General features: G+C 67.0%; 11 protein-coding genes. 5 read left to right on the top strand and 6 right to left on the bottom strand.

All coding sequences use genetic code 11. From position 1 onward, the window contains the following. Window positions 1-40: 40 nt before the first annotated feature. The 6 genes from AC1RWI_RS36505 to AC1RWI_RS36530 all read right to left on the bottom strand — a co-directional run bounded on the left by AC1RWI_RS36505 (window position 41) and on the right by AC1RWI_RS36530 (window position 7217). On the bottom strand, window positions 41-808 hold the full coding sequence (locus tag AC1RWI_RS36505) for a ParA family protein (protein ID WP_043342775.1): 768 nt from the start codon (window positions 806-808) through the stop codon (window positions 41-43). A gap of 82 nt (window positions 809-890) precedes the next feature. After that, complete coding sequence (rodA, locus tag AC1RWI_RS36510; RefSeq protein ID WP_492870734.1) at window positions 891-2033, bottom strand: rod shape-determining protein RodA; 1143 nt, start codon at window positions 2031-2033, stop codon at window positions 891-893. Window positions 2034-2045: 12 nt separating this feature from the next. Then, window positions 2046-4364: a penicillin-binding protein 2 gene (gene mrdA / locus AC1RWI_RS36515; RefSeq protein ID WP_492870735.1), complete on the bottom strand. Its 2319-nt coding sequence runs from the start codon at window positions 4362-4364 to the stop codon at window positions 2046-2048. A gap of 69 nt (window positions 4365-4433) precedes the next feature. Continuing rightward, on the bottom strand, window positions 4434-4946 hold the full coding sequence (mreD, locus tag AC1RWI_RS36520; RefSeq protein ID WP_043342783.1) for a rod shape-determining protein MreD: 513 nt from the start codon (window positions 4944-4946) through the stop codon (window positions 4434-4436). After that, window positions 4943-5971, bottom strand: coding sequence for a rod shape-determining protein MreC (mreC, locus tag AC1RWI_RS36525; RefSeq protein WP_492870736.1), 1029 nt, complete (start codon window positions 5969-5971; stop codon window positions 4943-4945). The genes mreD and mreC overlap by 4 nt, the downstream gene beginning before the upstream one ends. A gap of 202 nt (window positions 5972-6173) precedes the next feature. Beyond that, window positions 6174-7217 (bottom strand): rod shape-determining protein, encoded by a 1044-nt coding sequence (locus AC1RWI_RS36530; RefSeq protein WP_035859663.1) that lies wholly within the window; start codon window positions 7215-7217, stop codon window positions 6174-6176. Window positions 7218-7868: 651 nt separating this feature from the next. Between AC1RWI_RS36530 and gatC the strand changes: the two genes are divergently transcribed. From gatC to gatB, 5 genes are all read left to right on the top strand, one after another. Beyond that, window positions 7869-8168, top strand: coding sequence for an Asp-tRNA(Asn)/Glu-tRNA(Gln) amidotransferase subunit GatC (gatC, locus tag AC1RWI_RS36535; protein ID WP_043342785.1), 300 nt, complete (start codon window positions 7869-7871; stop codon window positions 8166-8168). Between the two features lie 95 nt (window positions 8169-8263). Next, the gene (gene gatA / locus AC1RWI_RS36540) at window positions 8264-9769 is read left to right on the top strand and encodes an Asp-tRNA(Asn)/Glu-tRNA(Gln) amidotransferase subunit GatA (RefSeq protein WP_043342788.1); all 1506 of its coding nucleotides are present in this window, start codon (window positions 8264-8266) and stop codon (window positions 9767-9769) included. Further along, complete coding sequence (locus tag AC1RWI_RS36545) at window positions 9766-10233, top strand: hypothetical protein (protein WP_492870737.1); 468 nt, start codon at window positions 9766-9768, stop codon at window positions 10231-10233. Before gatA ends, AC1RWI_RS36545 begins: the two co-directional genes overlap by 4 nt. Then, window positions 10230-11201, top strand: a complete 972-nt coding sequence (locus AC1RWI_RS36550; RefSeq protein ID WP_492870738.1) for a dienelactone hydrolase family protein — start codon at window positions 10230-10232, stop codon at window positions 11199-11201. The genes AC1RWI_RS36545 and AC1RWI_RS36550 overlap by 4 nt, the downstream gene beginning before the upstream one ends. Before the next feature lie 86 nt (window positions 11202-11287). Then, a complete protein-coding gene (gene gatB / locus AC1RWI_RS36555) occupies window positions 11288-12748 on the top strand; it encodes an Asp-tRNA(Asn)/Glu-tRNA(Gln) amidotransferase subunit GatB (protein WP_492870739.1) in 1461 nt (486 codons plus the stop codon). Window positions 12749-12761 lie beyond the last annotated feature (13 nt).

The raw sequence follows: 12761 nt of genomic DNA on the forward strand, positions 1-12761 counted from the left end.
GGCTTTTGGGTGCAAAAGCCAACGCCGCTCAAAATTACCCCTATCCCACCAACTCCTGATGCAGAGCCAGATACTCCAGCGCCAGCTTATGCCTCGGATCCAGGTGAATCATCGGCATCGCATGCTGATGCGACTCCCGGATCTTCACGGACGACGACAGCCGTGAATTCAACACCGGCAGCCCTTCGCTGACCAGTTCCTCCACCAGTTGCAGCGGCAAGGTGGCGCGCGGCTGGAACTGGTTGATCACGATCCCTTCGACTTCCAGGTCCGCGTTGTGGTCGTGCTGGATCTCTTTTACGTTGTCCAGCAGCGTGTAGAGCGCGCGGCGGGAGAAGTCGTCGCAGTCGAATGGGATCAGGCAGCGCTGGACAGCAATCAGCGCGGAGCGGGTGTAGAAGTTCAGCGCGGGCGGGGTGTCGATGTAGATGGCGTCGTACGTTTGTTCCAGCTCGATCAGCGCATCGCGCAGCTTGTAGATCTTGTAGCGGGATTCGAGCTTGCCGTGCAGCGTATCGAGCTCGGGATGGGCGGGCATCACATCGAGGTTTTCGAACGGCGTGGCGTGGATGAACGCGGTGACATCCAGCGGCTTGAAGCTGTATGTGAGCGCGGTCTCGAAGAAGTCGGCCACCGTCGGGGCGGCCTCGGCGGCGTGCGCGCCGAGCAGGTACTGGCTGGAGTTGCCTTGCGCATCGAGGTCGATGACCAGGGTGCGCAGGCCTTCGCTGGCGCTGATGGCCGCCAGGTTGCAGACGATGGTCGACTTGCCGACTCCGCCCTTCTGATTAAATACGACGCGCCGCATTTGAGCCCTTGGAGGTAAACGTTCCAAAGGAGAGAGGATACCTTAGCAAGGTGTCATTTCAGCAGCCAAATCGCACGCGAGGCTATGTTTGTATCAGCCGCTTTTGCCGCGAGATGCTCATCAGGATCCCGATGCCCATGCCCAGCGTCACCAGCGCCGTTCCCCCGTAGCTCAACAGCGGCAACGGCACGCCCACCACGGGCAGGATGCCGCTCACCATGCCCATGTTCACAAAGGCATAGGTGAAGAAGATCAGCGTGATCGAGCCTGCCAGCAGCCGCGAGAACAGCGTCGGCGCGTTGGCCGCGATGTACAGCCCGCGGAAGATCAGCAGCAGGTAGAGCACCAGCAGCACGGCGTTGCCGATCAGCCCGAACTCTTCGGAGAACACGGCGAAGATGAAGTCGGTGTGCTTCTCGGGGATGAACTCGAGGTGCGTCTGCGTGCCCTTTAGCCAGCCTTTGCCGAACAGGCCGCCGGAGCCGATGGCAATGATGGACTGGATGGTGTGGAAGCCCTTGCCGAGCGGGTCGGTGGTGGGGTCCAGCAGCGTGCAGATGCGGTGTTGCTGGTAGTCGTGCAGGATCGGCCAGGTCACGCCGGGGGCGCAGATATCGTGCTCGAAGCTGACCAGCGCCGTGATGGCGACCACCGCGATGGCAAGCAGCGGCAGGATGATCTTCCACGACAGGCCGGCGAAATAGATCACATAGAGGCCGGCGGCCATCACCAGCAGGCCGGTGCCGAGGTCGGGCTGCTTGGCGATCAGGCCCACGGGCACGCCGAGCAGCACCAGCGCCAGCACAAAGTCGAACCACCTGACCGAGCCCTCCCGCTTCTGGAAGTACCACGCCAGCATCAGCGGCATGGCGATCTTCATGATCTCGGAGGGCTGGATCACCATGCCGACATAGAGCCAGCGCCGCGCGCCCTTGCGGATCAGGCCGAACATGGCCACCGCCACCAGCAGGGCCACGCCGAGCGTATAGAGCGGCACCGCCACCCGCATCAGCGTCTGGGTTGGCAGGTAAGCGATGACCCACATCACCAGATAGGACAGCAGGATGTTGCGCAACTGGTCCTCGACCCGGCCGGGCATGTCGATGGCGGCTGAGTAGAGCGCCACGATGCCGGTGGCGAACAGCAGGAAGACGATAAGCGCGAGTGGCTTGTCAAAGCCGGTCAGGGCCGTCTTGATGAACGATAGGACGCGGCGGCGATCCATGGCGCGTCTCCTTCAGCGTGAAGCGTTGCCGCCGGCCGCGGCGGGCGCGGTTGCCGGTTTGGCGCGGGGTTTCGAACTGGCGGGTGCCATGGTGGGCGACGCGGCCGGAGCGGGGGGCGGCGCCGGGCGGCTGTGGCCGAGGGCCTGCGCCATGCGCTGGTCCAGCGTCTGCACCGCCGAGGCGGGCGGGATGGCGGCGGGGTCGATCACCGGCGCCGCCACGGCAGAGGCGGCCGTGGCGGAGGCGCCGGCGCGGGCTGCCACCCGCGCCGCCGGCACGCTGGCGCCTTCGCTGGTGGCGGCGGCTTCGCTCGCGCCCATGACGGTGGCGCTGGCGATGCTGGCGGTGTGGCCGGTGGTAAACACGCTGGGCGTATCCACGGGCGGCTTGCCGCCGGCGCGTTCGGAAGCGGGCGGGGCGATGTTCGCCAGTTCTTCCGGCCACTTGCCCGTCAAATAGTAATCCATCACCTTGCGTGCGATCGGCGCGGCCACGGCACCGCCGAAGCCGGCGTTTTCCACGATCATCGCCAGCGCGATCTTCGGGTTGTCGGCGGGAGCGAACGCGGTATAGAGCGCGTGGTCGCGCTTACGCTCGTCCAGCGCGTGGTGGTTGTACTTCTCGTTCTTGCCCATGGTGAAGGTCTGCGCCGTCCCGGTCTTGCCTGCGGACTCATAGGCGGCGCCGGCGAACGCGCGGGCGGCGGTGCCCGAGTGCGTCACGCCGACCATGGCGCGCTTGATCACGTCGATATCCGACTGCTTGAGCGGCAGGCGGTAGCTTTCCTTGGGCACGGTGAGCTCGCGCTCGCGGCTGACCGAATCCTCCACCGCTTTGACCAGGTGGGGCTTCATGGCGATGCCGTTGTTGACCAGGATGGAGGTGGCGTTGGCCAGCTGCAGGATGGTGAAGCTGTTGTAGCCCTGGCCGATCCCCAGCGAGATGGTTTCGCCGTCATACCATTTCTGCTGCTCGGGCTTGCGGTAGGCGCGGCGCTTCCAGTCGGTGGAGGGCAGGATGCCGCGGCTCTCGCCCTCGATGTCGATGCCGGTGATCTGGCCGAAGCCCAGCGGCTTCATGAAGTCGTGAATGCCGTTGACGCCCATGTCGCGCGCCAGCATGTAGTAATAGGTGTCGCACGACTGCACGATGGAGGCGTTCATGTCCACCCAGCCGTGGCCGCCAGGCTTGTCGTCGCGGAAGGTATGGTTGCCCAGCGTGAACGAGCCCGGATCGTGGAAGCCCCAGGCCGCGGTGCGCTTGCCGGTGGTGAGCGCCGCCAGCGCCATGAACGGCTTGTAGGTGGAGCCGGGCGGGTAGGTGCCGCGCAGCGGGCGGTTCAGGAGCGGCTTGTCGGGCGAGCCGTTGAGCTCGTTCCAGGTATTGGTGTCGATGCCTTCGACGAACAGGTTGGGGTCGTAGGTCGGCTTGGAGACAAAGGCCAGGATGTCGCCCGTGGCCGGCTCGATCGCCACCAGCGCGCCGCGCTTGTCGCCAAACAGCGCCTCGGCCAGTTGCTGCAGGCGGATATCGAGCGACAGGATCAGGTTGTTGCCGGGCGTGGCGGGGGAGGTGGACAGCGTGCGGATGGGGCGTCCGCCCGCGCTCACTTCCACTTCCTCGAAGCCGGTCAGGCCGTGCAGCTCGGTCTCGTAGCTTTGCTCGATGCCGATCTTGCCGATGTAGTTGGAGCCCTTGTAGTTGTCGGCGTCCTTGCGCGGATCGTATTTGGCGCCTTCGGCGCTGTTGGCCTCGTCCATGGCCTCGATGCGTTCCTGGTCGCGCTGCGAGATGCGGCCGAGGTAGCCGATCACGTGCGAGGCGGACTCGCCCATCGGGTACTGGCGGAACAGCCGGGCGCGCACGTCCACGCCGGGAAAGCGGAAGCGCTGGGCGGAGAAGCGCGCCACTTCCTCGTCGGTGAGCTGGCTGCGGATCGGCAGGCTTTCGAAGCTGCGCGACTCCTCCATCAGGCGCTTGAAGCGGCGGCGGTCGCGCGGCTGGATGTCGATCAGCTGGGCCAGTTCCTCGATGGTGTTGTCGAGCGTGTCGGACAGCTTGGACGGGGTGATTTCCAGCGTGTAGGCGGAATAGTTGCGCGCCAGCACCACGCCGTTGCGGTCCATGATGATGCCGCGGTTGGGCTCGATCGGCGCCACCGAGATGCGGTTGTCCTCGGCCTTGGCCGAGTACTGGTCATGCTTGTACCACTGCAGCCACAGGAAACGGCTGAACAGCAGGCCGAAGCAGATCACGGCAAACAGGCCCGCCGCCGCTACGCGGATGCGGAAGCGGCCGAGCTCCTGTTCGACATTGCGTATTTCGGTCATGGTACTGCGTCAGCCTTGCGGTTTGCCGCCCCCCAGGGGGCACGGCGGGACTTCGGTTGGGGTAAAGCGTCAGATCGGCCGGGTTTCGTCCACGTCGGCACTGCGGCGCTGCGGCGCCAGCAGCATGCCGGTGGCCAGCGGCCACAGCAGCGCTTCGATGCCCGGCGCCAGCAGCAATTGCCAGCCGGGCAGCGGCGCGCCCATGGCCAGGCGGATCAGCACCGGCACGGCGTGGGCGACAAACAGGAGCGGCAGCACGTGCAGCGCCTGGGTATAGACCGTGAACCACAGCACGCGGCGATGGATGGTGATGGCGAAGTACGCCAGCAGCGAGTAAGCCATGGCGTGCTCGCCCAGCAGGCGCGCGTCATGCACGTCCATCAGCAGGCCGAGCGCGAATGCCACGCCCATGCCGACCTTGCGCGGCTGGTGGATGTTCCAGAACACCAGCACCAGTGCCACCATGTCGGGCACCCACAGCGTGGTGCCCCAGGGCATCAGGTTGAACAGGAAGGCCAGCACGAAAGTCAGCGCGATAAACGCGGGGTTGACCGGGCGCAGCAGGTATTGGGGATTGGTCAACGCTTGGGCTCCTTGGCCGGGGCGGGCTTGTCGGCGGGCTTTTCCGCCGGCTTGTCAGCAGGCTTTGCGGCAGGCTTTTCGGCCGGCCGCTCTCCCGAGCGTTCGGCATCCCGCACGCCCGGGCGGTTCGCCCTGACGCTTCGCACTTCCTTGGCGTCGCGTGGGCCGTCGATGGACTCGCGCGGCGGCAACTGCGCTTCGTAGCGGATCACCAGCAACTGGCGGTGCGAACGCACGCCGGCCACCGGTTCGCAGTACACGCGCGAGAAGGCAGTATCGGCCTTGCGCTCGATCTGGACGATCTTGGCCACCGGCAGGCCGGGCGGGTAGGTGCCGTCCAGGCCGGAGGTCACCAGCAGGTCGCCCTGCTGCAGGTCGGCCGAGGCGGCCATGAAGCGCAGGTCGAGCAGGCCGGCGCGGGCACCGCCAAAGGCCACGCTGCGCAAGCCGTTGCGCACTACCTGCACGGGAATGGCCTGCTCCTTGTCGGTCAGCAGCGTGACTTCGGACTGAAATGGCGAAACCCGCGTGATCTGGCCGATCACGCCGCGTTCGTCGATCACGGGGTAGCCCGCGCGCAGGCCATGCTGGCTGCCGCGGTCGATCACGATGCGCTGGCTATAGGGGTCGCGGGCGTCGTACAGGATCTCGGCCGCCGTCACCGGCGTGGCTGACTGCTGGACCAGGCCAAGCAGCTTGCGCAACTGGTTGTTCTCGGCCTCGAGCTGGGACTGGCGCACCGAACCCTCGGCCTCGGTCACCATGCGGCGCTTGAGGTCGCGGTTCTCGCTGGCGAGGGCGGCGGATGACTGGGCGTAGTCGAAGGTGGCGCGCAGCGCGTCGCGCGGCACCAGCACCGTGCGCTCCACCGGCATCAGCACGGTGGCGGCAACCTGGCGCACCACGCGCAGGGCGTCAAAGCGCGCATCAACGATGAGCAGCGCCAGCGCGATCGTCACATAGAAGACGAGGCGCGCAACGGCGGAAGTGCCCTGCTTGAAGAGCGGCGGCGGAGTGTAATCCATTTACCCGTGCGCTGGCAGAAAGGTCCCCCGGCGCCGCAGGCACGACCACGCCGCGCCACGCCAGCCGCAGTGGCTGGGGTGGCGCGGCGCGGTGTGGTGCACGGGGGCTGGCCGGGTCGGGAGGGTGGCGCGGCAAGGCGCTGCCCCGACCAGGTAGTCCGGCAGGCCGCGTCGTGCCACGTGCGAATCCTCTGCTTACGCTTTATTCGTAAGAGAAGATGCTGCCGAGCTTGTCCATGCGCTCGAGCGCCATGCCGGAGCCGCGCACCACGCAGGTCAGCGGGTCTTCGGCGACCAGCACCGGCAGGCCGGTTTCCTCGGCCAGCAGACGATCCAGGTCGCGCAGCAGCGCGCCGCCGCCGGTCAGCATCATGCCGCGCTCGGCGATGTCGGCGCCGAGTTCCGGCGGGGTTTGTTCCAGCGCGATCTTGACGGCCGACACGATCTGGTTGAGCGGGTCGGTCAGGGCTTCCAGGATTTCGTTGGACGACACGGTGAAGGCACGCGGGATGCCTTCGGACAGGTTGCGGCCCTTGACTTCCATTTCGCGGACTTCGGAGCCGGGGAATGCCGAACCGATGGCCTTCTTGATGGCTTCGGCGGTCTGCTCGCCGATCAGCATGCCGTAGTTGCGGCGGATGTAGTTGACGATGGCTTCGTCGAACTTGTCGCCACCCACGCGCACCGAACCCTTGTAGACCATGCCGCCCAGCGAGATGATGCCCACCTCGGTGGTGCCGCCGCCGATATCCACCACCATCGAGCCCGACGGCTCCGACACGGGCAGGCCGGCGCCGATCGCGGCCGACATCGGCTCCTCGATCAGGTACACCTGGCTGGCGCCGGCGCCCAGCGCCGATTCGCGGATGGCGCGGCGCTCGACCTGGGTCGAGCCGCAGGGCACGCAGATGATGATGCGCGGCGAGGGGCGCAGCAGCTTGGTGTCATGCACCATCTTGATGAACTGCTTGAGCATCTGCTCGGTGACCGTGAAGTCGGCGATCACGCCGTCTTTCATCGGGCGGATCGCTTCGATGTTGCCCGGCACCTTGCCCAGCATCTGCTTGGCTTCCTTGCCCACCGCCTGGATCGTCTTCTTGGCGTTGGGTCCACCTTCCTGGCGGATGGCGACCACGGACGGCTCGTCAAGGACGATGCCCTTGTCACGCATATAGATCAGGGTGTTGGCGGTGCCGAGGTCGATCGCGAGATCGTTGGAGAAGTAGCTGCGGAGAAATCCGAACATCAGGAATCCTGTTTTCTGGTGGTTCGCGAGTATGCGAAGTGGCCGGCGCCGCTGCGGGGCCAGCCACGATATTCATAGCGACGGGTAGTATTAAGGCCCCCGATCGTCCGGTGGGGCCGGCGCCGTTGCCAGTCCGCGTTGTCATACGCCGCGAACTGCCAGGGCCAGGGCCGCCAACCAAGGCCGCTTTGCCAGGTGGCGAAAACAGCCTCTACGGGAACCTTTGATTAGACCACGCGCGAAAGTTCGGTGGAACGGCGCAGCAATTACAAATTAATTGCTGGCGGGGGCGGCCTAATCGGAGGAACCTGTCTGTCATCCCTTGGGTGCCTTCAACCCCGCAACGGCGGGGGCGGTCGGGCCACAAGGCCAGTGCTGGCTGGCCCGGGCGCCGGAGTACGCCGCCGGGCGTTCCGCCGGAGTGTCTCGCCGAAGTGTCTCGGAAAGCTCCGGGGGAGGCGGTTTTGCACCAATGTGACGAAGGCGCGGCCAAAGGATGGCAACGCGCAATGATACCTTATAATTCCCCCTGTTTCGGGGGCTTCTTCCTCGAAAAAACCTGTAACTTTGACGATTCCCGGGCGCTCCCGGCAGCACTCGCCCGGCCCGCCCCGGCCGCGCCCGCATCGCCTTTCGCACCGACCCCAAGCCATGGCTCTCGACCTATCCGACGTCAAGCGCATCGCCCACCTTGCCCGCATCGAAATCAACGATGACGAGGCTGGGCAGACGCTTGTGCAGCTCAATCAATTCTTCTCCCTGGTCGAACAGATGCAGGCGGTCGACACCACCGGCATCGTGCCGCTGGCCCACCCGCTGTCCGCGGTGCGCGAGATGTCGCAGCGGCTGCGCGACGACGTGGTCACCGAGCCCAACCGCCGCGAGGACTACCAGCGTCCCGCTCCGGCCACCGAAGGCGGCCTCTACCTGGTGCCCAAGGTCATCGAATAAAGGTCAGACGCACCCCGGCCCTCGACCCAGCGGCTGCGCCGCGCCGCCCCCAGGCTGCGCCGGCAGCCATCACCTGCCAAGCCAAACCGACCGACATGCCCTTTTCCGCAACTTCCGTGACCTCCCTGCGCGAGCTTTCCGACGCGCTGGCGGCCCGCTCCGTCTCCGCCGAAGAACTGGCGCGCGATTACCTGGCCCGTATCGAGCAGGCCGGCGCGCTCAACGCCTTTGTCGACGTCAACCCCGAACTCACCCTGGCGCAGGCGCGTGCCGCCGACGCGCGCCGCGCGCGCGGCGAAGCCGGCCCGCTGACCGGCGTGCCGATTGCCCACAAGGATGTGTTCGTCACCCGTGGCTGGCGCGCCACGGCGGGCTCGCGCATGCTGGCCAACTACGAAAGCCCGTTCGACGCGGCCGTGGTCGAGCGCCTCGCCGCCGCCGGCATGGTCACGCTGGGCAAGACCAATATGGACGAGTTCGCGATGGGCTCGTCCAATGAGAACTCGCACTTCGGCCCGGTCCGGAACCCCTGGGACGCCAGCCGCGTGCCGGGTGGCTCCTCGGGCGGCTCCGCTGCCGCCGTGGCCGCCGGCCTGGCGCCTGCCGCCACCGGCACCGACACCGGGGGCTCGATCCGCCAGCCGGCCTCGTTCTCCGGCATCACCGGCATCAAGCCTACCTATGGGCGCGTGTCGCGCTATGGCATGATCGCCTTCGCCTCCTCGCTCGACCAGGGCGGCCCGATGGCGCATACCGCCGAGGATTGCGCCATGCTGCTGGGCGGCATGGCCGGCTTCGACGAGCGCGACTCCACCAGCGTTGCGCCCGCCCTGGGCGGCGTCGACGAGGACTACACCCGCCTGCTGGGCCAGGCGCGGGCTGGCGCCAGTGCCGGCAAGCCGTTGTCAGGGCTGCGCATCGGCCTGCCGAAGGAATATTTCGGCAAGGGCCTGGCAGCGGACGTGGAGCAGGCCGTGCGCGCGGCGCTTGCCGAGTACGAAAAGCTGGGCGCCACGCTGGTCGAGGTGTCTCTGCCCAAGACCGAACTGTCGATCCCCGTGTACTACGTGATCGCGCCGGCCGAGGCATCGTCCAACCTGTCGCGCTTTGACGGCGTGCGCTTTGGCCATCGCGCCGCCGAGTACCGCGACCTGATGGACATGTACAAGAAGACCCGCGCCGAAGGCTTCGGCCCCGAGGTCAAGCGCCGCATCATGGTGGGCGCCTATGTGCTGTCGCACGGCTACTACGACGCCTACTACCTGCAGGCACAAAAGATCCGCCGCATCATTGCTGACGATTTCCAGCGCGCCTTCACCCAGTGCGACGTGATCATGGGCCCGGTGGCGCCCACGGTGGCGTGGAAGCTCGGCGAGAAGAGCGCGGACCCGGTGCAGATGTACCTGGCCGACATCTTCACGCTGTCGACCAGCCTGGCCGGCCTGCCGGGCATGAGCGTGCCCTGCGGGCTGGGCGAGGGCGGCATGCCGGTTGGCCTGCAGCTGATCGGCAACTACTTTGGCGAGGCCGAGCTGCTGCAAACGGCGCACGCCTTCCAGCAGGCAACGGACTGGCACCTGCGCCGGCCCGCGCAGGCATGATCGCAGCGCGCTGGCTGTCGCGCATCGTGCTCGGCATCGGGCTGGCCGCCGCATTGGCGGCCTGCATCCCGCTGCCGCGCTTTGGCGGCAAGCCCCCGCCCATTGCCAGCCGCGACATCGACCTTGCCGGCGATTGCCGCCGCACCGAGGAAGACGGCTTTCGCGAGGATGCGCAGGTGCGCGTGGCGGACAACGCCGTGCAGCAGTTGTCATGGAAGCTGTGGGTGGGCAAGCGCGGCTCGTGCAGCTTCAACCTGGCCGAATTCCGCCAGACCCAGAAGAAGCCGCATATCGAGCTGCGCGCCAATGACGGCAGCGCCTGCAAGCTGATGATCTGGCAGGATCCGCGCCGGGTCACGCTCGCGCACGCCAATTGCGAGGCACGCTGCTCGCCGGGCATCTACGAAGAAGCCTGGCCGGTGATGTTCGAGCCTGGCGGCGGCGGCTGCGCGCAGACCCGATGAACCCGCTCAACGCCATGTCCCGAACCGCCCAGGGTTGCATCGCCGCTCGCCTGAAAGCCTTCAGCCTGGGCGCGTGCGCCTTGCTGCTGGCAAGCCACGCCGTGCTGGTGCGGGCCGTGGTTCCGGCGGCCGGCGAGCGCGCCATGCCGGCCGCGCAGGCGGTGCGTTTCCCGGGCGCCGACGGCGGCCAGCCGCTCAGCGGCTACTGGTTCGTGCCGCAGCGCAGCGCTGCGGCCCCGGCCCCGGCCGTACGCGTGGTGATTGCGCTGCACGGCTGCGGCGGCCTGCACCGCAGTGGCGGCGCGGATGCGGCGGCGCTCCAGAGCCGTTACCGCGAGTACGTGCAGTGGCTGACCGCGCGCGGCTACGCGGTGCTGCTACCCGACAGTTTCGGCCCGCGCGGCAAACCGGACGGCATCTGCAACGAACGCCTGGACAGCCGCGACATCGACGACGCCACGCGGCGCGGCGATGTGCTGGCGGCGCTGCAGTGGCTGGCGCGGCAGCCCGGCGTGGACACTGAGCATATCGTGCTGCTGGGCTGGTCCAACGGCGCGCAGGCGGTGCTCAGCGCCATCGACGCCAGTCGCGACTGGCCGGCGGGCGCACCGGCTATCGAGCGCGCCGTGGCCTTTTACCCGGGCTGCAAGAGCGCGGTGCAGCGGCATGAGTACCGCCTGCGCACGCCCTTGCTGCTGCTGACCGGCGGCGCCGACGACTGGACCCCCGCCACCCGCTGCGCCATGCTGCGCGAGGCGGTCGCGGCGCGCCAGCCGGATGCACGTTTTCGCCTGGAGATCTACCCCGGCGCGTATCACGGCTTTGACGGCACCGAGCCGCTGCGGGTGCGGCGCGATGTGCCTAGCGGCTCGCGTCAAGGCCAGGGCGTGACCGTGGGCGGCGACCCGATCTCGCGCGATGCGGCGCTGGCGCAATTGGATTCATGGCTGGCCAGCCCGAATCCGTGACAGAACACGTAGCAGTACATAGCCACACGCAGGCACACGTAGCAAACAAGTAGCAACACATACAGCACACGAACAGGAATACCGCCATGCAATGGGAAGTGGTGATCGGCCTCGAGACGCACACGCAGTTGTCGACGGCCTCCAAGATTTTTTCCGGTACCTCCACCGCCTTCGGCGCGGCGCCGAACACGCAAGCCTCGCCGGTTGATCTGGCGCTGCCCGGCGTGTTGCCGGTGCTTAACCGCGGCGCGGTCGAGCGCGCCATCCAGTTCGGCCTGGCGATCGGCGCCACCATCGCGCCGCGCAGCATCTTCGCACGCAAGAATTACTTCTACCCCGACCTGCCCAAGGGCTACCAGATCAGCCAGTACGAGCTGCCGGTGGTACAGGGCGGCAGCATCAGCATCCAGGTCGAAGGCAAGAAGGGCGAAACCTACGAAAAGACCGTGCAGCTCACGCGCGCCCACCTCGAGGAAGACGCCGGCAAGTCGCTGCACGAAGATTTCGCCGGCATGACCGGCATTGACCTGAACCGCGCCGGCACGCCGCTGCTGGAGATCGTCACCGAGCCCGACATGCGCAGCTCGGCCGAGGCCGTGGCCTACGCCAAAGCCCTGCACGCGCTGGTGATGTGGCTGGGCATCTGCGACGGCAACATGCAGGAAGGCAGCTTCCGCTGCGACGCCAACGTGTCGGTGCGCCCCTACGGCAGCCCCAAGCTGGGCACGCGCCGCGAGATCAAGAACCTGAACTCGTTCCGCTTCCTGCAGCAGGCCATCGACTACGAAGTCCAGTGGCAGATCGCCGAGATCGAGGACGGCCGCGAAATCCAGCAGGCCACCGTGCTGTTCGACCCGGACACCGGCGAGACGCGCGCCATGCGCACCAAGGAAGACGCGCACGACTACCGCTACTTCCCCGACCCCGACCTGCTGCCGCTGGAGATCGACGCCGCCTGGATCGAGCGCGTGAAGTCCGGGTTGCCGGAGCTGCCGGTGGCCATGCAAGCGCGCCTGGTGTCGCAATATGGCTTGTCCGCCTACGACGCCAGCGTGCTGACCGCCTCCAAGTCGCTCGCGAACTATTTCGAGGCGGTGGTCGCCGAAGCTGGCACGGCCAATGCCAAGCCCGCTGCCAACTGGCTGATGGGCGACGTATCGTCGCTGCTCAACCGCGAAGGCATCGCGCTGGAAGCCGCCCCGGTCAAGCCGGCGCAGCTGGCCAAGCTGCTGGTGCGCATTGCCGACGGCACGGTGTCCAACAACACGGCCAAGAAGGATGTCTTCCCGGCCATGTGGGCGGGCGAGGCAGGTGCCGACGCCGACGCCATCATCGCGGCCAAGGGCCTCAAGCAGATGTCCGACTCGGGCGAGCTGGAAAAGATCATCGACGACGTGCTGGCTGCCAATGCGAAGTCGGTGGAGGAGTTCCGCGCTGGCAAGGAGAAGGCGTTCAACGCGCTGGTCGGCCAGGCCATGAAGGCCACCAAGGGCAAGGGGAATCCTGCTCAGGTGAATGAGTTGCTGAAGAGGAAGTTGGGGGCATAGGGGACGTAGGGGG

Source organism: Cupriavidus sp. MPR-AND1C, assembly GCF_058809705.1.